Raw genomic sequence first — 21,464 nt, 5'->3', positions numbered from 1 at the left:
CCGCCCCGCAGCCGCCACCACAGCCGCACGGCCCCCTCGCACCTCGGCTGCGCCGCCCCTTGGGTACGCGCGTTGCCCACTAAAGCGCCCCAGCCACACCCGTACGGCCACGCCCCCAGGCCATCCCGCTTCTACGCGCGAACGCCCAACCGTTCCCCGCTCGACAACCACCGCCCCGCAGCCGCACGGCCCCTCACCCCGCACCTCAGCCGCGCCGACCCCCGCCGTCCCCGGCCGCGCCGTCCCTTGCGTACGCGCGTTGCCCACCAAAGCGCCCCAGCCACACCCGTACGGCCACGCCCCAGGCCATCCCGCTTCCACCCGCGAACGCCCGACCGTTCCCCGCTCAACAACCACCGCCCCGCAGCCGCCACCACAGCCGCACGGCCCTCAACCGACCTCTCAGCCAGCCACCCTCAACCAGCCACCCTCAACCGACCGGTCCCTCAACCAGCCACCCTCAGTCCGTCCAAGTACCCCACCAACTCCCGAACAGCACTGCGACCAGCCCGGTTGGCCCCGATGGTGCTGGCCGAAGGCCCATAGCCGACCAGGTGGATCCGAGGGTCGGACACCACCCGCGTCCCGTCCACCTGGATCCCGCCCCCGGCCCCGCGCAGGTGCAGCGGCGCGAGGTGGTCCAGGTCGTGCCGGAACCCCGTCGCCCACAGGATCACGTCGGCGTCGAACCGCTCCCCCGAAGCCCACTCCACCCCACCAGGCGTGATCCGCGAGAACATCGGCTTGCGGTCCAGCACCCCGGAGGCCAGCGCGGCTCGGGTCGCGTCGTTCAGCGCGAGTCCGGTCACGCTGACGACGCTGCGCGGGATCAGGCCGGCGCGGACGCGTTCCTCCACCATCCCGACGACCCAGCGGCCGTAGTCCTCGGTGAACGGTCCTTCGCGCCACACCGGTTCGTGTCGCGTGACCCACCGGGTTTCCGCTGCGAGAGGAGCGAGTTCCATCAGCAGCTGCGTGGCCGACGCGCCGCCGCCCACGACGACCACGCGCTTGCCGGCGAACTCGTCGGGGCCCCGGTAGTCGGCGGTGTGCAGCTGGCGGCCCCGGAACGTCTCCTGGCCCGGGTAGTGCGGCCAGAACGGGCGGCGCCACGTGCCGGTCGCGTTGATCAGGCCGCGCGTGGTCCAGGTTCCGCCGGAGGTCTCGACCTCCAGCACCGAGCCGCGGTCCAGGACCTGCGTGACGTTCACCGGGCGGATCACCGGCAGGTCGAAGAGCTGTTCGTAGCGGGCGAAGTACGACGGGATCGCCTCGTTGGCGGGTTCGTCGGGCGACGGCTGTTCGAACGGCATGCCGGGCAGCTCGTGGATGCCGTGCACGGTCCGCATGCGCAGGCTCGGCCAGCGGTGCAGCCAGGCGCCGCCCGGCCCGGGGTTCGCGTCGAGCACCACGTGGCCGACACCGCGTCGCTGCAAGAAGTACGAGGCGGACAGGCCCGCCTGTCCCGCGCCGATCACCACCACATCCGTCACACCTCGGTCAACGGAACGGCGACACCGGTCCGTCCCACCTGTGAGCTACGAGACAACCGGCACGAGGAGCGCTAGCTTCCGGGAGGGTGCACCTACTTCTGACGATGGCGTTGCTCGCGACCCCCGTCCCCACGACGACGGCCTCCTACGCCGTCTACGACCGGATCACGCACACGCTGACGGGCCGGGACGTGCACAAGCCGTTCAGGTCCGCCTCGCTCGTGAAGATCCTGATCGCGATCGAGCAGCTGGAGACGCGCGGCGACGACCCGCGCATCGAACCCATGCTGCGCGTGAGCGACGACAGCGCGGCGAGCGAGCTGTGGGTCGAGAACGGCTGGGACCAGCTGGTCGTGCGCACGGCCGAGCGACTGCGGCTCAGGGACACGCGGCCGCCGGAGAAGCGCGGCATGTGGGGCTACACGGCCGTGAGTGCCCATGACGTCGTGAAGATCTACCGGTACCTGCTGGAGGACGCGCACCCGAAGGTCCGGCACACGATCATGGGACACCTGCACCGGGCCGAGAAGTGCGCCGCGGACGGGTTCGACCAGTCGTTCGGGCTGCCGTCGGCGACGTGGCGGCCCGCGTTCAAGCAGGGGTGGTCGGGGTTCGGCGACCCGGTGAAGCCGTGCGTGGACCGGCCGCGGCCCCGAGCCCAGTGGGAGCCGGACCTGAAGTCGCCCGCCCTGCACACGTCCGGGACGTGCCTGTTCAGCATCGTCGCGGTGCTGACGCTGCACCCCGAGGGCACGAGCTACGCGAAGGCGTCGAAACGAGTTACCGGGCTCACGGAAGAAGTGACGAAGCATCGGTGTTGATCGATGTATGAGCCGTCTGAGCGACATCCCGCTGTCCGTACTCGACCTCGCCCCGATCACGTCGGGGTCGGACGCGACGACCGCGTTGCGGAACTCGCGGGAGCTCGCCCAGCAGGCCGAACGCCTCGGGTACCACCGCTACTGGTTCGCCGAGCACCACAACATGCCCGGCATCGCGTCCTCCGCGCCCGCCGTGCTGATCGGGCACGTCGCGGACGCCACGTCGACCATCCGCGTCGGCTCCGGCGGCGTCATGCTGCCCAACCACGCGCCACTGGTGGTCGCGGAGCAGTTCGGCATGCTCGAGGCGCTGCACCCCGGCCGCATCGACCTCGGCATCGGCCGCGCACCCGGCACCGACCAGAAGACCGCGCGGGCGTTGCGGCGCACCGAGGCCGGTCTCTCCGCGGAGAACTTCCCGCAGGAGCTGACCGAGCTGATCAAGTACTTCGAGGGCACCGCCGAGCTCAACGCCGTGCCCGCGGCGGGCAACAAGCCGCCGATCTGGCTGCTCGGCTCGTCCGGCTACAGCGCGCAGGCCGCGGGACTGCTGGGTCTGCCGTTCGCGTTCGCCCACCACTTCAGCGCGCAGAACACGCTGCCTGCGCTGGAGCTCTACCGGCGGCACTTCCGGCCGTCCGAGGTCCTCCAGGAGCCGTACGCGATGGTGTGCGCCTCGGTGATCGTCGCCGACACCGACGAGCAGGCCCGCTACCTCGCGGGTCCGGGAGCGCTCTCATTCGTGCGGCTGCGGCAGGGCCGCCCGGCTCCGCTGGCCACGCCGCAGGAGGCCGCGGACTACCCCTACACCGAGATCGACGAGCTGGTGATCGAGGACCGCATGGCCAACCAGATCATCGGGTCCCCCTCAACGGCCCGCGCCGGGATCGACGAGTTGCTGGAGTCGACGGCGGCCGACGAGCTCATGGTGACGACCATCGTCCACGGCCATGACGACCGTTTGCGTTCGTTCGAGCTCCTCAGCGAGATCGCCGAACGGACGCCGTCGCTGGGCCGTTCAGCCGCACATACGTGAGACGGTTACGCGTGAGCTTCACGTTTCGTACTACTGGCGCTGCTCTGAACGGGTGATAAACGGCTCCGCTTGTAGCGCGTGGCACACAGTGAGCGATGATCGGTATGAGCGCGCACGCCCCCCGACGCGCTCCCTAGCTTCACCAAGCGGCTTCGGCCGCAGGACGGCGTGGGGCCGGCGCTCTCTGTGGCGCCGCCCACGCCGCCCATCACGAGTCGGCCACGGCCCGGCACCAGGTCCGCTTCAGAGGCCGCTTTCGTTCGCACTGCCCCTTCGGCACCGTCACAGTTGACGTGAGTCGTCCACACCCACCGCCGGGGTGGGAAAGGGGAGTTCGTGAAGTTCGCCAAATCGGCCGCGGGCCTGTGCCTGCTCCTGGCCGTGGCGGGATGTGCGGGCCCCGGTGTCGCCGTCACCCCGGACGAGAACCTGACCGTCGAACAGCGAGCCGAGACGCCCAACGCGTCCGGCGCCGCCGCGTTCGGCACCCAGCGCGTGTGGGCCTCAGGCCTCTCCGTCGTCGTGTCCGCTCCCCGCTCGCTGGCGCCGTCCGAGACGGCGATCCCCCCGGCCAAGCGCACCGCGGTCTTCACGATCACCGTCTACAACGGCTCCAAGGCCTCCTACCGCCTCTCCCAGCTCTCCGTCAGGGCGACGGCCGACGGTCAGCCGGCGGCGGAGCTCGTCGACTCCGTGCAGGGCCTCAACGGCCTCGCCGCGGCCGTGGCGGAGCTCCCGCCGGGCCGCGACACGCAGCTGCAGCTCGCGTTCGCGGTCCCGGAGTCGCCCGCGAGGATGCAGCTGACCATCAAGCCGGGTGGACAGGGCCAGGACGCCCCGACCGCCTTCGAGGGCCAGGCGTAGCCGCGGGCATAGTCTCTGCGGCATGACCAGTCGTCTCGAACCTGGTGACACCGCACCCGCGTTCACGCTGCCCGACAGCGAGGGCAAGCCGGTGTCCCTGTCCGACTACCTCGGCAAGTCCGTGGTCGTGTACTTCTACCCGGCCGCGAGCACCCCGGGCTGCACGAAGCAGGCCTGCGACTTCCGCGACAACCTCGGCGCGCTCGCGGACTCCGGCTACGAGGTCGTCGGCATCTCCCCCGACAAGCAGGAGAAGCTCGCGAAGTTCCGCGACGCCGAAGGCCTGACCTTCCCGCTGCTCGGCGACCCGGACAAGCAGGTCCTGACCGAGTGGGGCGCGTTCGGCGAGAAGCAGAACTACGGCCGCACCGTCCAGGGCGTCATCCGCTCCACGTTCCTCGTCGGCCCCGACGGCAAGATCGTCAAGGCCATGTACAACGTCCGCGCCACCGGCCACGTGGCCAAGCTGCTGCGCGAACTCCCCGCCTGATCTCCACCCGCAGGTGAGGCCGCCGTCGCTTTCGTCGCGACGGCGGCCCATTTTTCGGGTATGGTCGAACGGAGGGCGTGCACCAAAGCCGCCCCTGTTCCGGTGAGGGTGATACACCGTGTGTCGCGTGACGGCACCTAGCGGCCCCGACATCCCGTCTGATTTCGTCTTGCGAGTCCACTTCCCCACGCGCGGCGGCTGACCAGGGCGTTTCGCCCCGACGTCATCCGATCTCTTCAACACGCACGCCTTGTGCTGCGTGCATTTCGTGCTGGGAAAATTCAATGCTCAAGTGGATGTTGCTCGCCCTCGCGGTGGGCGCGGAGGTTCTCGCGACCCTCTGCCTCAAATACTCGGACGGCTTCACGAAACCGTGGCCGGTCGCAGGTCTGGCCGCCGGTTTCCTGACAGCCCTCTACCTCGAATCACTCGTGATCCGGATGGGCCTGCCGGTGGCCATCACCTACGCGATCTGGGCCGGTGCCGGCATCGCCCTGGTGGCCGTCACGAGCCGGGTGCTGTTCGCGGACCCGCTGAACCTCGCCATGCTCGGCGGCATGGCCCTGATCGCCGCCGGTGTCTGCGTCGTGTCGGTGGCCTCACACGCCCAGGCAGCCGTCTGACGCGACGACGCCGGGGCCGGCGAACCGGGCCCCGGCGTCGTCGCGGGTACGACTAGGCGAGCTTGCGCAGGTGCGGGACCAGGAGCTTGAGGGCGCGGCCGCGGTGCGACTCCGCGTCCTTCTGCTCCGCCGTCATCTCCGCCGACGTGATCTCGTACCCCTCGGGCACGAAGATCGGGTCGTAGCCGAAACCGCCGGTGCCGCGGCGAGCCCGCAGCAACGTGCCGCGCCACTCGCCGCGCACGACGACCTCTTCGCCGCCGGGCACGACGAGCGCGACCACCGAGACGAAGGCAGCGCCGCGCCGCTCGTCCGGCACGTCGCCGAGCTGTCCCAGCAACAGGTCCAGGTTGGCGTCGTCGTCACCGTGCCGGCCGGACCACCGTGCGGACAGCACGCCCGGCATGCCGTTCAGCTCGTCGACGGCGAGCCCGGAGTCGTCGGCGACCGAGACCAGCCCCGTGGCAGCGGCGGCGTCACGGGCCTTGGCTAGCGCGTTGCCCTCGAAGTCGGGCGCGGTCTCCGGGGCCTCGGGGAACTCGGGCACGTCGGCGAGCGACAGCACCTCGATGCCCTCGAGCGACTCGGCCACCACGATGCGCTGCAGCTCGCGGAGCTTCTTCGCGTTGCGCGAGGCCAAGAGCAGCTTCACCGCTTGCCCCCGGACTTCGGCTCCGGCAGCACGCCGGGGTACGGCTGCGCCAGCGCCTCGGCCTGGATCCGGTTCAGCTCGGCGCACCCGCGCAGGGCGACGTCCAGCATGCGGTCCAAAGTGGACCGCGCGAACGTGGCGCCCTCGCCCGTGCCCTGGACCTCGATCAGGGTGCCGGCGTCGGTGGCGACGACGTTCATGTCGACCTCGGCACGGGAGTCCTCCTCGTAGGGGAGGTCGAGGCGCACCCGTCCGTCCACGACGCCCACCGACACGGCGGACACCGCGCAGGACAGCGGCGACGGGTCGGCGAGGCGACCGGCGGCGCCCAGGTACGTGACGGCGTCGGCCAGGGCCACGTAGGCGCCGGTGATCGCGGCCGTGCGCGTGCCGCCGTCGGCCTGGATGACGTCGCAGTCGATGACGATGGTGTTCTCGCCCAGCGCCGCCAGGTCGATGCAGGCCCTCAGCGACCGGCCGATCAGGCGCGAGATCTCGTGGGTGCGGCCGCCGATCCGGCCCTTCACGGACTCGCGGTCGCTGCGGCTGTGCGTGGCCGACGGGAGCATCGCGTACTCGGCGGTCACCCAGCCGAGGCCGGAGCCCTGACGCCAGCGGGGGACGCCTTCGGTCACACTCGCGGCGCAGAGCACGCGGGTGTTCCCGAACTCGATCAGGACCGAGCCCGCGGGCCAGGTCTGATATCCACGCGTGATCCGGATGTCACGCAACACGTCGTCGTTTCGGCCATCGCTTCGCACCACGGCACCTACCCTAATGAACCCTGCGGAGCACCATGGCGTAGGGAGAGACATGCTGACGATCGACGGTATTCCGCTCCACCCCCTGCTGGTGCACGCGGTGGTCGTGCTGCTGCCTCTCGCGGCTGTGTGCTCGGTCGCGATCGCCCTGGTGCCGGCCTGGCGGCGCAGGTACTCCTGGGTCGTTCTCGGGGTCACGCTGGCCGGGGTCGCCTCCGTTCCGGCGGCGAAGCAGACCGGGGAGGACCTCCAGGCGGGTCTCGCGCGCAACGGCGTGCAGAACCCCGTCATCCAGGCGCACGCGGAGCTCGGCGACATGCTGCTGCCCCTCGCGCTCGGCTTCGGCGTCGCGGTGATCGCGCTGCTGGTCGCGGGCCGGCTCGCGGACCGCGAACGCCAGGCGGAGGCACCCGCCACGAAGACGTGGCGGGTGATCTCAGTCGTGGTGTCCGTGCTGGTCGTGGTGCTCGCGGTCGGCGCTACGGTGCAGACCGTGCGAGCCGGTCACAGCGGGTCGGAGGCCGTCTGGAGCGGTGTCGGCAGCTGAAGCGGGGCCGTCGCCGACTGCTTCAGGGTGCGCGTGACCGTGCAGAACTGCTCCACGGCGCGGCGCACGAGGACGTCGAGCGCCTCCGGGTCGTCGACGGCGGACAGGTCGTACGAGAGCGTCACGGGGATGGAGATCACCTCGTTGCCGCTCTCGGACTGCACCGCGTCCGCCTGTGCTGTCAGCTGGTCGCCGCCCGTTCTGCGCAGGATCAGCGTTTCCGACGTCACCACCGCGCAGCCCGCGACCGCGGCGGCCAGGAGCTCGACGGGGCTGAACGATCCCTCCTGGCCCTTGCGCCCGATCCGCACGGACGCGCCGCGCCCGTTCGTGGCGACGAACTCGTGGTCGCCGACGCGCTCGATCTCGATCATGTGTGCTCCCCCACCTCGTACCGGCCGCCCTGCACGACCAGCTCACTCGGCCCGTCGAACGCCGACTTGGCCTCCTGCAGCACGGCCTCCCGCGACGTCCACGGCGGCACGTGCGTGATCAGCAACCGCCCGGCCCCCGCCCGTGCGGCCAGCTCACCCGCCTCGCGACCCGACAGGTGCAGGTCGGGCTGGCGATCGGGAGCGTGGGTCCAGCTCGCCTCGCTCAGCAGCACGTCGACGCCGCAGGCCAGCTCGTCGAGCGCCGCGCACGGGCCGCTGTCGCCGGTGTAGGCGAGCGTCGCGCCACCGCACGAGATCCGGAACCCGTAAGCCTCGCAAGGATGTGCCACCACGGCGGAGTCCACGGTGAACGGTCCGATCCGGACCGTGGACCCGAGCGGGTGGAACGAGAAGATGTCGCTGAAGTCGAGCGCCGAGCGCTCCGCCTCGTTCGGCGCGTAGGCGGCGATGAACCGCGCATGGGCCTCGGCCGGCGCGTGGACGGGCAACCGCGACGACGGCGGATCGGGGTGGTACTTCCTCGCCACGTAGAGGGAAGACACGTCCACGCAGTGGTCGGGGTGCAGGTGCGAGAGGACCAGCGCGTCCATCGAGAACAGCGGCCGCTCCTCCTGGAACCGCGACAGCACCCCGTTGCCGAACTCCAGCGCCAGCGTGAACCCGTCGGCCTCCAGCAGGTAGCCCGAGGCGGCCGCACCGGGTCCGGGGATGCTGCCGGAGCAGCCGAGCACGGTCAGCAGCACATCAGCCCCACTGTTCGAAGGTCGGCAGGAACCGGGCGGCGAGCTTCGCGAACCGCTCCGGCGGCCCGGTGCACGTCACGCGGTGCACGGGCGGTTCGGACGCGAAGTCGTCGCGCTCGGTCAGCAGCCGCACGACGTCCTTGACCGTCTCCTCGGCGCTCGACACCAGCGTCACGCGCTCGCCCATGACGATCTGGATCACGCCGGTCAGCAGCGGGTAGTGCGTGCAGCCCAGCACGACGGTGTCGACCTCGGCGCGCTGCAACGGCTCCAGGTAGGCCTGCGCGAGCCCGAGCACCTGCCGGCCCGAGGTGATGCCGCGCTCCACGAAGTCGACGAACCGCGGGCACGCCGCCGCCGTCACCGTCACGTCCCGCGCCGCCTGGAACGAGTCCTGGTAGGCGTGCGAGTTGATCGTGCCGACCGTCGCGATCACGCCGACGCGACCGGACCTCGTCGTCATCACGGCACGCCGCACCGCCGGGAGGATCACCTCGACCACCGGCACGTCGTAGCGCTCGCGGGCGTCGCGGAAGCAGGCGGCGGACGCGGTGTTGCACGCGATCACGAGCATCTTCGCGCCCTCGTCGACCAGCCGGTCGCAGATCTCCAGCGCGTGCTTGCGCGCCTGCGCGATCGGCAGCGGCCCGTAGGGACCGTGCGCCGTGTCGCCGATGTAGTGGATCGACTCGCCCGGCAACTGGTCCATGATCGCGCGGGCGACCGTCAGGCCGCCGACGCCCGAGTCCATGATCCCGATCGTCACGCCGTGAATGTAGCGGGTGTCGTACTGCGGCGGTTGTCGCGAGAAACACCCCACGCCGCCAGAACTCCACCGAGTGCGCCGAACAGGTGGCCCTCCCACGAGACACCCGGCTGCCCCGGCAGCACACCCCACAGCGCGGCCCCGTAGAGCGCGAACACGCCGACCGCGATCAGCAGCTGCAGCCACGAGCGCGCGAAGATCCCGCGCACGAGCAGGAACGCGAGGAACCCGAACACCAGCCCGGAGGCGCCGATGTGGCTGCCGGGACTGCCGAGCACCCACACGCCCAGCGCCGACGACAGCCAGATGACCGCGGTGACCTGGAAGAACTGCTTCAGCCCGCCCGAGGTCGTGAGGAAACCGAGCAGCAGCAACGGAACGGCGTTGCCGGTGAGGTGGCTCCAGTCGCCGTGGATCAACGGCATCCAGAGCAGGTTGTCCCACTCGCCGAAGTCGCGCGGCCGCACTCCGTCGTCCTCGAGCGAGCCGCCGGTCGCCACGTCGAAGGCCTCGACGACGTAGAGGAAACCGACGAACCCCGCCACGACGAGCAACGACAGCACGGGGTGCGGGGGGATGACCCGTTTCGCCGGCGCGGTGCGGTCCACCGGTCCAGCGTACGTGGCGATTAGGGTGGCCGGGTGTCGATCGAAGTAGCGGTACGCGCATCCGCCCAGCTGGGCGAGGGGCCGACGTGGGACCACGGCAGCTCCACGTTGCTGTGGGTGGACATCCTCGCCTCCGAGGTGCACCGGTACGCCCCGGGCCGCGACGACGACGCGGTGCTGGCCGTGCCGCAGCACGTGGGCGCCGCCAAGCCGCGCGCGCAGGGCGGCATCGTCTGCAACCTGCGCGACGGCATCGCGCTGATCGACCGCGACGGCACCAAGAACTGGCTCGTCTACTGGGCCCGCGAGGGCGTGCGCGGCAACGACGCGGGCGTCGACCCGTCGGGCCGCCTGTGGGCCGGCACCATGCGCTACGACCAGGCCGCGGACGAGGGCTGGCTCGCCAGGGTCACCGGCGACGGCTCCGCGAAGGTCGTGCTGGACCGGGTGAACACGAGCAACGGCGTCGGCTGGAGCCCGGACGCGAAGCTCATGTACTTCATCGACACCCCGACCCGCCGCATCGACGTCCTCGACTTCGACAACGCCTCCGGCACCGTCGCGAACCGCCGCCCGCTCACCCACGTCGGCCACACCGACGGCTGGCCGGACGGGCTGACCGTCGACGCCGACGGGTGCGTCTGGGTCGCGCTGTGGGGTGGTCGCGCCGTGCGCCGCTACACGCCCGCCGGTGAGCTCGACACCGAGATCGAGGTGCCGGTCGACAACCCGACGGCGTGCTGCTTCGGCGGCGCGGACTTCAGCGACCTCTACGTCACCTCCGCGCGCGTCGGGCTGTCCGACGAGGCGTTGGCGGACCGGCAGCTCAACGGGTCGGTGCTGGTGCTGCCGGGCGTGGGGCAGGGCGTGCCGGGGACGGCGTTCAACGGCTGAGGCTCGTGGGGGGGCGGCGCGGACTGGTCGGCGCGGGAAGTCGAAGCAGGTCGCGGGAAACCCACGAGTGAGGGCTGGGCCCCTTCGACGCGCCGACTCCGCCTGCCCGCAACAGCGCTCGAACCCGCCCGCAACGTGCCGAGGACAGGCTGACGCAGGCGTCCCCCCGAACCGGGAACCCCTGCGTCACAACCTACCCAGCACCACCGACAAGTTCGTCGGGCTAAGCCCAGAGGTGCCCGTCGAGCCGTGCCGCCGCCTCGTCCAGGGTGCCGGAGTAGGCGCCGGTGGACAGGTACTTCCACCCGCCGTCGCAGACGATGAACACGATGTCCGCGGACTTCTCCGCCACCACGGCCTTCTGCGCCACGGCCAGTGCGGCGTGCAGGATCGCGCCCGTCGAGATGCCGGCGAAGATGCCCTCGGTCTCGAGCAGCTGCCGGGTGCGGCGCAACGCGTCGTACGACCCGACCGAGTACCGCCCGGTCAGCACCGACTCGTCGTACAGCTCCGGCACGAAGCCCTCGTCGAGGTTGCGCAGGCCGTAGACCAGCTCGCCGTACCGGGGTTCGGCGGCGATGACCTGCACGTCCGGCTTGGTCTCGCGCAGGTACCGGCCGACGCCGACCAGCGTGCCCGTCGTGCCCAGGCCGGCCACGAAGTGCGTGATCTCCGGCAGGTCGGCGAGGATCTCCGGGCCCGTGCCGCGGAAGTGCGCCTCGGCGTTCGCAGGGTTGCCGTACTGGTAGAGCATGACCCAGTCCGGGTTCTGCTTCGCCAGCTCCTTGGCGGTGGCGACGGCCTGGTTCGACCCGCCCGCGGCAGGCGAGAACACGATCCGCGCGCCGTACGCCTGCAGCAGCTGGCGGCGTTCGGTCGAGGTGTTCTCCGGCATCACGCACACGAGGCCGTAGCCCTTGAGCTTCGCGGCCATGGCGAGCGAGATGCCGGTGTTGCCGGACGTCGGCTCCAGGATCGTCGCGCCGGGACGCAGCACGCCGTCCCGCTCCGCCGCCTCGATCATGGCCAGCGCGGGCCGGTCCTTGATCGAGCCGGTCGGGTTGCGGTCCTCGAGCTTCGCCCAGATGCGCACGTCCTCGGACGGCGACAGGCGGGGCAGGCCCACCAGCGGTGTGCCGCCGAGCGCGTCCAGGAGCGAGTCGTAGCGGGCCATGGGGAGGATCAGCCGCCCGCGACGGCCGGGAGGATGGTGACGTTGTCGCCGTCCTTCACCGCGGCGTCGAGGCCACCGGAGAAGCGCACGTCCTCGTCGTTGACGTAGACGTTGACGAACCGGTGCAGCGAGCCCTCCTTGACCAGGCGGGCCTTGAGGCCGCCGTGGTTGTTCTCCAGGTCGTCGATGACCTCGGCGAGCGTCGTACCGGTGGCGGACACCGACTTCTCGCCCCCGGTGTGGGTGCGCAGGATCGTCGGGATCGACACGGTGACTGCCATGGTGGTTCTACCTCCGGGAAACGGGTGCAACTCAGGATTCGATGATCTTGACCGGTTCCTCGGTCACGACACCTTCGACGATGCGGTACGACCGCAGCTCGTGCTCGATCGGGTCACGCGTGGAGACCAGCACGTAGTGCGCCTCCGGCTCGCCCGCGAACGAGACGTCGGTGCGGGACGGGTACGCCTCGGTCGCCGTGTGCGAGTGGTAGATGACCACCGGCACCTCGTCGTTCGCGTCCATCTCGCGCCAGACCTTGAGCTGCTCGGCCGCGTCGAACCGGTAGAACGTGGGCGACCGCTCGGCGTTCTCCATCTCGATGAAGCGCTCGGGGCGGTCGGACCCGAACGGCCCGGCGATCACCCCGCACGCCTCGTCGGGATGGTCGCGGCGCGCGTGGGCCACCATCGCGTCCACCAGGTCACGGCGAATCACCAGCACGTGCTCAATCCTACGGGCTGGCGGGAGTTGTCTCGGTATGCGAGATACCCACGTCACGCTCCTTTATTTAGCTATGGCTTATATTAGCTGTCGCTACTACAGTGGCCTTCGTGCACGCGTTCGACGTACTCGCGGACCCGGTCCGCCGGCGGATCCTGGAGCTGCTCGCCACCGGTGAGCGGGCGGCGGGCGACGTCGGCGAGGTGGTCCAGGCGGAGTTCGGGATCACCCAGTCCGCCGTGTCGCAACACCTCAAGGTGCTGCGCTCGAACGGGTTCGTCGAGGTGAGGCCCGCCGGCACGCGACGGCTGTACGCGGTCGCACCCGACCCGTTGCGGGAGGTCGACGCGTGGCTCGGCCACTTCCGGCGGTTCTGGGAACCGCACCTCGACGCGCTCGCCACGGAACTGGCCCGGGGCAGGCGGGAACGCAGACTGGAGGCAGAAGATGACTGACCGCTCCTACGAGGACGGCAAGCTCGTCGTCCGCAGGCACTACAAGGCGGACCGCGAGGACGTCTGGGACGCCATCACCACACCGGAACGCCTGGTCAGGTGGTTCCTGCCGATCAGCGGCGACCTGCGCGTGGGCGGCCGCTACCAGCTGGAGGGCAACGCGGGCGGTGAGGTCGTCCGCTGCGACCGGCCCCGCGAGATCGGCCTGACCTGGGAGATGGGCGGCGGCATCACCGAGGTCGTCGTGCGGCTCGAGGAGGACGGCGACTCGACGGTCCTCACGCTGTCGCACTCCCCCGTGCCCGGCGAGCTCATCCCGAACGCCTCGCCGGCGGTGTGGGGTCTCGGCGCCGGCTGGGAAATGGGCCTGGGCGCGCTGGAGCAGTTCCTGGCCGGTGACCTGCCCGAAGGCGCCGCGAAGGACTGGGTCGCCACGGCCTCGCCCGAGGACCTGGCGGCCGCGGGCGCGCGGGCCCAGCAGATCAGCGACGCGTGGACGGAGGTGCTGCGGTGAGGTTCACCAAGGAGGTCGTGCTCGACCAGCCGATCGAACGGGTGCGGGTGCTCACGTCCGACCCGGCCCACCTGCACGAGTGGCAGCCGGACCTGGTCGGCATCACGCACCACACCGCCACCCCCGGCGCGGCGGGCTCGACGGCGACGTTGAGGTACCGCAAGTTCACGCTGGAGGAGACGGTGTTGTCCGCGACCGCCGACGAACGGGTCTCGCGCTACCGCACGCCCGGCATGGTCCACACGATCACCAACCGCTACACGGCGGTCGACGACCGGCACACGCTCCTCGTGTGCGACAACGAGTTCGAGTTGTCCGGGATCATGAAGCTCGGCCGCGGGGTGCTCGAGAAGTCGCTGCGCGAGCAGGTCGAGCGCAACGTCGACAACTTCAAGGCGTTCATCGACGCCTGCTGAGCACCACCACGAGGTAGAGGGCCAGCAACGCCACGCCGCGACGGCGTTGCCCCTGGTCGAGGCCGCGCCACGCGGCCAGTTCCGCCCACGCGGCGAGCGGTGTGGCGGCGACGCCGAGCTTCATCAGCACCTTCCCCACCGCCGGGGGCACGAGGAACGCCGCGGCGAAGAGCCCCGCGGGCGCGACCACCGCCAGTTCCCGGCCGGGGATCTCGCGCGCCGCGCCGGGCGGTGCGAGCTCCGTGACGACACCTGCTGCCTGATCGATGACATCCGCCATGCGCGGGGGTTACCCACTCAGAGGTCGCGGAACGCCGTCACGCCGTTCAAAGAAGTTGCCTCGCGCACACCCGACACCACGGCCTCGGCGAACATGTCCGCGGCGGCGGTGCACAGGGCGTCCAACGCGAACGCACGCGGTTCCGCCAGCGGCACGGCACCCGTGGCCAGAGCGAACACCGTGTCGCCGTCGAACATGGTGTGCGCCGGGCGCACGGCGCGGGCCAGGCCGTCCTGAGCGGCCATCGCGAGCCGCCGGCACTCCGCTTTGGACAGATCGGCGTCCACCGCGACGACACCGATAGTCGTGTTGAGGCCTTCGGGCTTGCGTTCGGGCAGCACGACGGCCTCGGTGCCCAGCGACGGCAGCCACGGCAGGCCGGAGGCGCGGTCGACGGCCTCGCCGGCGGCGTTCACCACGGCCAGCGCGCCGACCTGGTGCGCTCCGGCCGTCGTCGTGGCGACGCCGACGCCACCCTTCAACGACCCGACCCGCGCACCGGCACCCGCGCCGACGCAGCCCAGTTCGAACCGCTCCGACGCGGCCTCGCAGGCCGCGTGGCCGAACGACGGGTCCGGCCGGTTGCCCCACTCCGACATCGGCAGGTCGAATATCACCGCGCCCGGCACGATCGGCACGACGTGGTGCGGCTGCGGGCCCACCGGGAAGCCGATCGAGCGCTCCGAGAGCCACCGCATGACGCCGTCCGCGGCCGCGAGCCCGTACGCGGAGCCGCCCGACAGGCAAACCGCGTGCACCTGCTGGACCAGGTTCGCCGGGTCCAGCAGGTCGGTCTCGCGCGTTCCGGGCGCACCACCCCGCCCGTCGACGGCACCGACCGCGCCCCCCGGCACGAGCACCACGGTCGTGCCCGTGGCCCAGCCCGGTCCGACCCGGTGGTGGTGGCCGACGAGGACGCCGGGGATCACGGCATCATCGCCTCGACCAGGGTGTCCTGCACCCAGGTCAGCCAGTGGTAGACGCCGAGGTGCGGTGATCTCGGGTCCTCCGGCGGCAGCTCGTCCGGCATGTCCTCGGTCACGTCGAGCGCCGTCCCGAGGGCCAGACGCACGTCGTTCAGCGACGCCATCCAGGCCTCGGCCTCGGGGATGGTGAGCCTGATCTCCCCGCCGTCGGGAGAGCAGGTCTTCAGCACCACCTCGGCGGCACCCGTCTTGTGGTCGAGGAGCTCCGGTTCGTGCAACGAGCGCAGCGCCCCGGCCGAGTTGACCTCGTCCGGGTCGGGCGCGTCGTCGTCGAGCCGGTGGAAGTCCGGCAGCAGCCTGCCCAGGATCGGGTCGTCGGGAGCCTCCGACGGACCTGTCCTGATGCCGGTGAGCTCCGCGAGCTCGTCCTGGGGCGTCTCCTCGGCGCGGGCCAGCAGCATGTCCTGGATCTGGCTGACCAGACCGCGCACGACCGCGGCCTCCTGCCGGTCCAGCCTGCCGACGACGACGTCGCCGTCGCGGATCCACCGCTTCACGAGGCCCGCTGCATGGTCGCCCAGAGGCCCGCCGCGTGGAGCTTCGCCACGTCGGCCTCGACCTTGTCCTTGGTACCCGAAGTCACGATCGCCTTGCCCTTGTGGTGCACGTCGAGCATCAGCTTGGTCGCCTTGTCCCTGCTGAAACCGAACAGCTTCTGGAACACGTAAGTCACGTACGACATGAGGTTCACCGGGTCGTTCCAGACCACGGTCTGCCACGGTCGGTCCTCGGCGGCGATCTCCTCGCCGACGGCCTCCGGTTGCGTCCGTTCCTGTTCGACGGGCGTGGTCATACCGCCAATGGTGTCATGTTCGCCGCAGTGACGGAGACCGCGTGCGGGTAAACCGGATGCGACCTTAGGGTTGGTGACCATGAACTCGACGGCCTTGCTCACCGACCACTACGAGCTCACGATGCTCGCGGCCGCGCTGCGTGACGGAACCGGTGACCGTCCGTGCGTGTTCGAGGTCTTCGCGCGCAGGCTCCCCGACGGGCGCCGCTACGGCGTGGTCGCCGGCGTGAACAGGCTGCTCGACGCGATCGCGGACTTCCGCTTCGGCGAGGAGGAGGTCGAGCAGCTCCGCCGCACCTCCGTCGTGGACGACGCGACCCTGGAATGGCTCGCGAACTACCGGTTTTCCGGCGAGATCGACGGCTACCCCGAGGGGGAGCTCTACTTCCCCGGATCCCCGGTGCTGACGGTGAGGGCGTCGTTCGCGGAAGGGGTCGTCCTGGAGACGCTCGCTCTCTCGATCCTCAACCACGACAGCGCCATCGCGTCCGCCGCCGCCCGCATGGTGTCCGCCGCCAACGGCCGTCACATGATCGAGATGGGCTCCCGCCGCACGCACGAGGAAGCCGCCGTGGCGTGCGCACGGGCCGCGTACCTCGCGGGCTTCCACGCCACGTCCAACCTGGAGGCGGGCCGCCGGCACGGCATCCCGACGGCCGGCACGTGCGCGCACGCGTTCACGTTGCTGCACGACACCGAAGAAGAGGCGTTCCGCAGCCAGGTCGAGGCGCTGGGGGTCGGCACGACGCTGCTGGTCGACACCTACGACATCTCCGAGGGCATCAAGAAGGCCGTCGCCGTCGCCGGTCCGGAGCTCGGCGCCATCCGGATCGACTCGGGCGACCTCGGCGTGATGGCCCGGCAGGCGCGCGACCAGCTCGACTCGCTCGGCGCGAAGAACACCCGGATCGTCGTGTCGAGCGACCTCGACGAGTACGCGATCGCCGCTCTGCGCGCGGAGCCCGTGGACGCGTACGGCGTCGGCACGTCGGTCGTGACCGGGTCCGGCTCGCCGACCGCGGGCATGGTCTACAAGCTGGTCGAGGTCGACGGCAGGCACGTCGAGAAGCGCAGCTCGTCGAAGCAGTCGCGCGGCGGGTGGAAGCAGGCGTTGCGCCGCCACAAGGACACGGGCACGGCCATCGAGGAGGTCGTGTTCCAGGCGCCGTCGGAGCCCGAGCTCGGCCCGCACGACAGGCTGGTGCAGATCCCGCTGATGCGCGGCGGAGAGCTCACCGACGACGTTCCCACGCTCGAGCAGAGCCGCGAGCGCCTGCGCGCTGCCCTGGTGAGCGTGCCGTGGGAGGGCCTCAAGCTCTCGCGCGGCGAGCCCGCGATCCCGACGATCTACCTGGAAGGCTGACATGACGAAGGCATTGATCGTCGTCGACGTGCAGAACGACTTCTGCGAAGGCGGTTCCCTGGCCGTGGCCGGTGGTGCGGCCGTGGCCGCGGCCATCTCCCAGCACATCGCCACCTCGTCGTACGACCACGTCGTCGCGACCCGGGACTACCACGTCGACCCCGGACCGCACTTCTCCCTCACGCCGGACTTCATCGACTCCTGGCCGGTGCACTGCGTGGCCGGGTCGCCCGGTGCGTCGTTCCACCCGGAACTCGACGTGTCCGGCATCGAGCAGGTGTTCTCGAAGGGCCGCTTCGCCGCCGCCTACTCGGGTTTCGAGGCGGAGAACGACCTCGCGGGCTGGCTGACGGAGAAGGGCGTGACGGAGGTGGACGTCGTCGGCATCGCGACGGACCACTGCGTGCGCGCCACGGCACTGGACGCGCAACGCAACGGCTTCCGCACGACGGTGCTCGTCGACCTGACGGCGGCCGTCGCCCAGACGACCCGCGACGCCGCCGTTGAGGAGCTGCTCGCCGCGGGCGTCCGGGTCGCCTAAGGAGTCGGCGAGCACGCCACCGTGCCGACGGTGACGCTTCCCGTGTAGCCGGACGACGGCTCGAACGTGATCTTCAGCAGCGTCATGCCGACGCTGCCGTCGTTCGGCACCGGGAACACCGCGTCGGTGAACTTGGCCTTGGCGAGCACCGTGCCGTTGCTCGCCTTGACCTCGTGCACGTACCCCGGCGGGATCTGCGTCGGCAGCCCCGTCCAGCCGGACATGCCCTTGAGCTCCCAGCCGGCGCTGGTGCCCTTGTCGGTCGCGTCGCAGGTGATCGCCCACCCGCCGATCTTGAGGCGCGGACCCCGGACGCCGGTGAGCGCGGACAGCTCGAAGGCCGACCCCCTGGCCACCGACCTCGTCTTCGTCAGGAACTCGTCCGGGTTCACGACCTCGGTCGTGCAGGACGAGCTGGTCTCGCCGAACTTGAGGCCGGTCGTGCTCACGGCGGGGCTCGCGCCGGTGACGGTGCCGGCGGCGTCCGGGTTCACGTCGCACACCGCGAGCGGCGCGACCTGGTAGGTCTGGCCCTCCTTCGCGAAGTCCGCTGAGCCCGCCGACGCCCTGCCGGGAGGATTGGCCGCGAGCGCGGGGGCCGCGGTCGCGAACGTCAGCGCGACCACAGCGCCCGCGATGAAGCTTTTGCGCATTGGTGCCCTCATGGCTCGATTTCCCACCACCCGATAATGGTTGTGCGAAATGGCGTCGCTGACGGCTGGGCGGTCACATCACCCGTTGGGGAAATCGCGATTACCCGACCGAGTGACATTCAGCGGGCACCGACCAGGGTGGCGTACGGCTCCCGGCGCGGCAGGGCCGTCGGCAGGCCCGCCAGCCTCTCCAGCGCGGAGCACACCCGGACCGCGGCACGCCCGTCGCCGAACGGGTTGCGCCCCAGCGGAAGCCGCAGCCGCGAGCCGAGCACCCAGCCCGCCTCGGCGAGGATGCGGGTGGTGTCGGTGCCGACGAGCCAGGCGCACCCGGCGTCGACGGCGAGCATGCGTTCGGTCGTCTCGCGCAGCACCAGCACCGGCACGCCGAACGAGGGCGCCTCCTCCTGGAGGCCGCCGGAGTCGGTCAGCACGAGGGCGGCGCGGCGCAGGACGCGCACCACGTCCGGGTAGTCGAGCGGGCCGGTGATGACGACGCGTTCGTGGCCGCCCAGCAGCGACACGACCTGCTCGCGCACACCGGGGTTCGGGTGCGCGGGGACCAGGACGTGCAGGTCGGGGTGGCGGTCGGCGATGGCGCGCACGGCGTCGAGCACGCGCGCGAGCGGACGGCCCCACGACTCGCGGCGGTGCATGGTGACGAGCATCAGGCGGCCGCCGGTGGCGTCCAGGCCGCGCTCCAGGGCGATGACGTCCGGGCTGGACGCGGGCGCGTCGGCGGACGCGACGCGCTGCACGGCGTCCACGACGGTGTTGCCGGTGACGACGACGTGGCTGTCGGGCAGGCGCTCGTCGTTCAGGGCGGTGGCCGCGTCGTCGGTCGGCGCGAGGTGCAGCGACGTGATGCGGGAGATCATCTGCCGGTTCCCCTCCTCGGGGAACGGGCCGTACAGGTCACCGGTGCGCAGACCGGCTTCCAGGTGCGCCACGGGGATCCCGCGCCAGTACGAGGCCAGCGCCGCGGCGAGGGCCGTCGTCGTGTCGCCCTGCACGAGCGTGACCGCGGGGTCGCGCTCTTGCAGCAGGGCGTCGAACTCGGGCAGCAGCCGGGACACGAGCTCCACCTGCGTGCCCGTGGTGCGCGGGACGTCCAGCCGCACGTCCGGCACCAGGTCGAACGCGCCGAGCGCCTGCTCGACCATGCCGGAGTGCTGTCCGCTGTGGACGATCGTGGGGCGGAGGCCGGGGTGCCCCCTCAGCGCGATGGCGACCGGGGCGATCTTCACTGCTTCTGGCCGCGTGCCGGCCACCAACAGAACCTCTTTGCTCACCTTTGTCCTCTCTCGGGGGACCGGGAGGTCCGCCTGGGAGCGGGGGCGACCCCAGGCGGACCACGTCAGCCGGCTCGATTCGGTCTGCTCTGGACCGGGACCGCCGCGCGGCGCTTCTTGCGCGTGCTGTGCAGGACGAGCGCACCAGCGAGCAAGAGCACGATTGCCGCGGCGATCCACCACGTCACGTCCGCGCCGGTGACCGCGAGGGCACCCACGCCCGTGCCGACACCGACGCCCGTACCGGGGACCTTGTACATCCACCGCTCCCGGTGTCAGGCCGCGTTCAGCGACGCGCGGCGGCGCAGCGCCACGAGGGCGACCGGAGCGGCGACGACGCCGAGCAGGCCGAGGCCGATCCACAGCCCCGCACCCGACGCCATCGGGATGGGCAGGCCGGCGGGGCCGCACGTGGCCGACGAGATGATCACGTCGCCGGTGCCGATGGAGCCGAGCACGCCCTGCAGCAGCCTGATGTGGACCGCGTTGACCGTCAGGCTGCCGTCGGCGTTCTTCACCTGCTCGTTGAAGACCACTTCGGCGATCTTGACGCCGGCGAGCTGCACGTCGAGCTTGGTGCCGGCAGCGGGCTCGGCGTCGACCCGGCCGAGCTCGCCCAGGTCCACGCCCGCGAGCTCGGCCTTGCCGGCCAAGCCCTTCTGGGTGGCCGTGCACTCCGCCTCCACCAGTTCGGCGGAGATCTTGCCGGTGACCGCGGAGAGCAGGTCGACCCGGACGTCGGCGGTGCTCGCCCTCGAGTGCACGCCGCCGGAGTTCTCGTCGCGTGACGCCGAGGCGTTGACGACACCGGTCTCGAGCACCCCGGTGAGGTCGACGCCGGCGAACGTGTTCTGCGTCGGGCCGCTCGCGGTGGCCGCGGCGAACGGCTCCGCGTTGACCGCGGGGCTGCCGAGCAGCGTCACGTCGAGCTTCGCACCGTAGGCCGAGGCGTCCCCCGGAGCGGCCGAAGCAGGTGCGGCACCGACCAGGAGTGCGGCAATCGCGATGACCCCGGCCAGTCCCGTCATTCGGACACGCATGAAACTCCTTCCCTTGATTCCTCCGGCCCTCGGGGCGCGTTGATACCACTGTGGTTTCACGCTTTCCGGGGGCAATTACCGGCATCGGCTTTCTTTCGGGGGAACTGAGGGTTACTCCCCGTATCGGGCGACGGGACCACTCGACTCGCCCAATCGGCGCCACTCATCGTGGGTTTTTTGATCAATTTCCGGTTACGGCCTCACCCGATCCGGGGGTGAGGGATGACGTTGCGTCTACCGATGGACCGTCAGGTAGCCCGTATGGGCGCTCCCTCCATCGGTGGAAAGGATCCTCGGGTGACGCTTGCCGTGCGCCGCACCGCATTCCCGAGCCGGGTGACGGTGGTCGTCCTGCTCGCCGTTGCTGCGGGACTCGTCTTCGCACACCGCCTGTACCGCACGGCGGAGATCTCGCTGTCGGGCGCGGTCCTCGGCGTCATCAGCTCCCACGGCGTGGACGTGGTCCCCGAGCGGCAGACCGTCTACTTCGGACTCGGCTCGGACACTCCCCTGGGCCTGCGGATGACGCCGGAGTGCACGT

General features: G+C 71.0%; 30 protein-coding genes and 1 pseudogene. 13 read left to right on the top strand and 18 right to left on the bottom strand.

Going from position 1 to position 21,464, the window contains the following annotated elements; genetic code table 11:
* Positions 1-446: 446 nt before the first annotated feature.
* A complete protein-coding gene (locus L6E10_RS23645; protein WP_236221712.1) occupies positions 447-1,493 on the bottom strand; it encodes an NAD(P)-binding domain-containing protein in 1,047 nt (348 codons plus the stop codon).
* 86 nt (positions 1,494-1,579) lie between these two features.
* On the opposite strand from L6E10_RS23645, the gene L6E10_RS23640 reads away from it, so the two are divergent.
* The 5 genes from L6E10_RS23640 (at position 1,580) to L6E10_RS23620 (ending at position 5,327) form a co-directional block, all read left to right on the top strand.
* Positions 1,580-2,314: a hypothetical protein gene (locus tag L6E10_RS23640; protein ID WP_236221711.1), complete on the top strand. Its 735-nt coding sequence runs from the start codon at positions 1,580-1,582 to the stop codon at positions 2,312-2,314.
* A 7-nt stretch (positions 2,315-2,321) separates the two neighbouring features.
* Complete coding sequence (locus tag L6E10_RS23635) at positions 2,322-3,350, top strand: LLM class flavin-dependent oxidoreductase (RefSeq protein WP_236221710.1); 1,029 nt, start codon at positions 2,322-2,324, stop codon at positions 3,348-3,350.
* A gap of 336 nt (positions 3,351-3,686) precedes the next feature.
* On the top strand, positions 3,687-4,214 hold the full coding sequence (locus L6E10_RS23630) for a hypothetical protein (RefSeq protein WP_236221709.1): 528 nt from the start codon (positions 3,687-3,689) through the stop codon (positions 4,212-4,214).
* Between the two features lie 22 nt (positions 4,215-4,236).
* Positions 4,237-4,704, top strand: coding sequence for a thioredoxin-dependent thiol peroxidase (bcp, locus tag L6E10_RS23625; RefSeq protein WP_090098335.1), 468 nt, complete (start codon positions 4,237-4,239; stop codon positions 4,702-4,704).
* 284 nt (positions 4,705-4,988) lie between these two features.
* The gene (locus L6E10_RS23620; protein WP_236221708.1) at positions 4,989-5,327 is read left to right on the top strand and encodes a multidrug efflux SMR transporter; all 339 of its coding nucleotides are present in this window, start codon (positions 4,989-4,991) and stop codon (positions 5,325-5,327) included.
* A gap of 52 nt (positions 5,328-5,379) precedes the next feature.
* On the opposite strand, the gene rdgB is transcribed toward L6E10_RS23620, so the two are convergent.
* Both rdgB and rph read right to left on the bottom strand, forming a co-directional pair.
* Entirely contained in the window at positions 5,380-5,979 is a 600-nt protein-coding gene (gene rdgB / locus L6E10_RS23615) for an RdgB/HAM1 family non-canonical purine NTP pyrophosphatase (protein ID WP_236221707.1), read from the bottom strand.
* Positions 5,976-6,743 carry a ribonuclease PH gene (rph, locus tag L6E10_RS23610; RefSeq protein WP_236221706.1) on the bottom strand — a complete coding sequence of 256 codons (768 nt, stop codon included), beginning with the start codon at positions 6,741-6,743 and terminating at the stop codon, positions 5,976-5,978. The genes rdgB and rph overlap by 4 nt, the downstream gene beginning before the upstream one ends.
* Before the next feature lie 49 nt (positions 6,744-6,792).
* Between rph and L6E10_RS23605 the strand changes: the two genes are divergently transcribed.
* A complete protein-coding gene (locus L6E10_RS23605) occupies positions 6,793-7,287 on the top strand; it encodes a DUF2231 domain-containing protein (protein WP_236221705.1) in 495 nt (164 codons plus the stop codon).
* Here L6E10_RS23605 and L6E10_RS23600 read toward each other — a convergent pair.
* The 4 genes from L6E10_RS23600 to L6E10_RS23585 are packed head-to-tail and all read right to left on the bottom strand — an operon-like array spanning position 7,245 to position 9,799.
* Positions 7,245-7,661, bottom strand: a complete 417-nt coding sequence (locus L6E10_RS23600; RefSeq protein ID WP_236221704.1) for an OsmC family protein — start codon at positions 7,659-7,661, stop codon at positions 7,245-7,247. The genes L6E10_RS23605 and L6E10_RS23600 overlap by 43 nt on opposite strands.
* Positions 7,658-8,425 carry an MBL fold metallo-hydrolase gene (locus tag L6E10_RS23595; protein ID WP_236221703.1) on the bottom strand — a complete coding sequence of 256 codons (768 nt, stop codon included), beginning with the start codon at positions 8,423-8,425 and terminating at the stop codon, positions 7,658-7,660. The genes L6E10_RS23600 and L6E10_RS23595 overlap by 4 nt, the downstream gene beginning before the upstream one ends.
* Before the next feature lies 1 nt (position 8,426).
* Positions 8,427-9,176, bottom strand: coding sequence for a glutamate racemase (murI, locus tag L6E10_RS23590; RefSeq protein WP_236221750.1), 750 nt, complete (start codon positions 9,174-9,176; stop codon positions 8,427-8,429).
* A gap of 11 nt (positions 9,177-9,187) precedes the next feature.
* A complete protein-coding gene (locus tag L6E10_RS23585) occupies positions 9,188-9,799 on the bottom strand; it encodes a rhomboid family intramembrane serine protease (RefSeq protein ID WP_236221702.1) in 612 nt (203 codons plus the stop codon).
* A 33-nt stretch (positions 9,800-9,832) separates the two neighbouring features.
* On the opposite strand from L6E10_RS23585, the gene L6E10_RS23580 reads away from it, so the two are divergent.
* Positions 9,833-10,693 (top strand): SMP-30/gluconolactonase/LRE family protein, encoded by an 861-nt coding sequence (locus L6E10_RS23580; RefSeq protein WP_236221701.1) that lies wholly within the window; start codon positions 9,833-9,835, stop codon positions 10,691-10,693.
* A gap of 223 nt (positions 10,694-10,916) precedes the next feature.
* Here L6E10_RS23580 and L6E10_RS23575 read toward each other — a convergent pair whose 3' ends face one another.
* The 3 genes from L6E10_RS23575 to L6E10_RS23565 are packed head-to-tail and all read right to left on the bottom strand — an operon-like array spanning position 10,917 to position 12,590.
* Positions 10,917-11,867: a PLP-dependent cysteine synthase family protein gene (locus L6E10_RS23575; protein WP_236221700.1), complete on the bottom strand. Its 951-nt coding sequence runs from the start codon at positions 11,865-11,867 to the stop codon at positions 10,917-10,919.
* 8 nt (positions 11,868-11,875) lie between these two features.
* Positions 11,876-12,148 carry a MoaD/ThiS family protein gene (locus L6E10_RS23570; RefSeq protein ID WP_236221699.1) on the bottom strand — a complete coding sequence of 91 codons (273 nt, stop codon included), beginning with the start codon at positions 12,146-12,148 and terminating at the stop codon, positions 11,876-11,878.
* Positions 12,149-12,179: 31 nt separating this feature from the next.
* Complete coding sequence (locus tag L6E10_RS23565) at positions 12,180-12,590, bottom strand: Mov34/MPN/PAD-1 family protein (RefSeq protein WP_090098356.1); 411 nt, start codon at positions 12,588-12,590, stop codon at positions 12,180-12,182.
* Positions 12,591-12,700: 110 nt separating this feature from the next.
* Here L6E10_RS23565 and L6E10_RS23560 point away from each other — a divergent pair, with 110 nt between their 5' ends.
* Genes L6E10_RS23560 through L6E10_RS23550 form a run of 3 tightly spaced genes read left to right on the top strand, consistent with a single transcriptional unit; the run spans position 12,701 to position 13,975 of the window.
* Positions 12,701-13,045: a helix-turn-helix transcriptional regulator gene (locus tag L6E10_RS23560; RefSeq protein WP_236221698.1), complete on the top strand. Its 345-nt coding sequence runs from the start codon at positions 12,701-12,703 to the stop codon at positions 13,043-13,045.
* Complete coding sequence (locus tag L6E10_RS23555) at positions 13,038-13,559, top strand: SRPBCC family protein (RefSeq protein WP_236221697.1); 522 nt, start codon at positions 13,038-13,040, stop codon at positions 13,557-13,559. The genes L6E10_RS23560 and L6E10_RS23555 overlap by 8 nt, the downstream gene beginning before the upstream one ends.
* Positions 13,556-13,975 carry an SRPBCC family protein gene (locus L6E10_RS23550; protein WP_236221696.1) on the top strand — a complete coding sequence of 140 codons (420 nt, stop codon included), beginning with the start codon at positions 13,556-13,558 and terminating at the stop codon, positions 13,973-13,975. Before L6E10_RS23555 ends, L6E10_RS23550 begins: the two co-directional genes overlap by 4 nt.
* Here L6E10_RS23550 and L6E10_RS23545 read toward each other — a convergent pair.
* Genes L6E10_RS23545 through clpS form a run of 4 tightly spaced genes read right to left on the bottom strand, consistent with a single transcriptional unit; the run spans position 13,959 to position 16,034 of the window.
* On the bottom strand, positions 13,959-14,255 hold the full coding sequence (locus tag L6E10_RS23545) for a hypothetical protein (RefSeq protein ID WP_090098363.1): 297 nt from the start codon (positions 14,253-14,255) through the stop codon (positions 13,959-13,961). The genes L6E10_RS23550 and L6E10_RS23545 overlap by 17 nt on opposite strands.
* Positions 14,256-14,272: 17 nt before the next feature.
* A complete protein-coding gene (locus L6E10_RS23540; RefSeq protein ID WP_236221695.1) occupies positions 14,273-15,184 on the bottom strand; it encodes a P1 family peptidase in 912 nt (303 codons plus the stop codon).
* On the bottom strand, positions 15,181-15,738 hold the full coding sequence (locus tag L6E10_RS23535; protein ID WP_236221694.1) for a DUF2017 domain-containing protein: 558 nt from the start codon (positions 15,736-15,738) through the stop codon (positions 15,181-15,183). Before L6E10_RS23535 ends, L6E10_RS23540 begins: the two co-directional genes overlap by 4 nt.
* Positions 15,735-16,034 carry an ATP-dependent Clp protease adapter ClpS gene (clpS, locus tag L6E10_RS23530; protein ID WP_045310228.1) on the bottom strand — a complete coding sequence of 100 codons (300 nt, stop codon included), beginning with the start codon at positions 16,032-16,034 and terminating at the stop codon, positions 15,735-15,737. The genes L6E10_RS23535 and clpS overlap by 4 nt, the downstream gene beginning before the upstream one ends.
* Before the next feature lie 79 nt (positions 16,035-16,113).
* Between clpS and L6E10_RS23525 the strand changes: the two genes are divergently transcribed.
* Positions 16,114-17,397, top strand: a complete 1,284-nt coding sequence (locus L6E10_RS23525; protein ID WP_236221693.1) for a nicotinate phosphoribosyltransferase — start codon at positions 16,114-16,116, stop codon at positions 17,395-17,397.
* Position 17,398: 1 nt separating this feature from the next.
* Positions 17,399-17,938 (top strand): isochorismatase family protein, encoded by a 540-nt coding sequence (locus L6E10_RS23520; protein ID WP_236221692.1) that lies wholly within the window; start codon positions 17,399-17,401, stop codon positions 17,936-17,938.
* Here the strand turns inward: L6E10_RS23520 and L6E10_RS23515 are convergent.
* The 4 genes from L6E10_RS23515 to L6E10_RS23500 all read right to left on the bottom strand — a co-directional run bounded on the left by L6E10_RS23515 (position 17,935) and on the right by L6E10_RS23500 (position 20,923).
* Positions 17,935-18,591 (bottom strand): hypothetical protein, encoded by a 657-nt coding sequence (locus L6E10_RS23515; protein ID WP_236221691.1) that lies wholly within the window; start codon positions 18,589-18,591, stop codon positions 17,935-17,937. The genes L6E10_RS23520 and L6E10_RS23515 overlap by 4 nt on opposite strands.
* A 119-nt stretch (positions 18,592-18,710) precedes the next feature.
* The gene (gene wecB / locus L6E10_RS23510) at positions 18,711-19,883 is read right to left on the bottom strand and encodes a non-hydrolyzing UDP-N-acetylglucosamine 2-epimerase (RefSeq protein WP_236221690.1); all 1,173 of its coding nucleotides are present in this window, start codon (positions 19,881-19,883) and stop codon (positions 18,711-18,713) included.
* A gap of 65 nt (positions 19,884-19,948) precedes the next feature.
* Positions 19,949-20,143, bottom strand: a complete 195-nt coding sequence (locus tag L6E10_RS23505; protein ID WP_236221689.1) for an LPXTG cell wall anchor domain-containing protein — start codon at positions 20,141-20,143, stop codon at positions 19,949-19,951.
* A 15-nt stretch (positions 20,144-20,158) separates the two neighbouring features.
* A complete protein-coding gene (locus L6E10_RS23500; protein ID WP_236221688.1) occupies positions 20,159-20,923 on the bottom strand; it encodes a choice-of-anchor P family protein in 765 nt (254 codons plus the stop codon).
* Positions 20,924-21,220: 297 nt separating this feature from the next.
* Here L6E10_RS23500 and L6E10_RS23495 point away from each other — a divergent pair.
* A pseudogene (locus L6E10_RS23495) lies at positions 21,221-21,464 on the top strand (exosortase/archaeosortase family protein); the annotation flags it as partial.

The sequence above is a fragment of the Lentzea sp. CC55 genome, assembly GCF_021056325.1.
Lineage (GTDB): Bacteria > Actinomycetota > Actinomycetes > Mycobacteriales > Pseudonocardiaceae > Lentzea > Lentzea jiangxiensis.
This window is presented reverse-complemented; position numbering and strand designations above follow the sequence as displayed.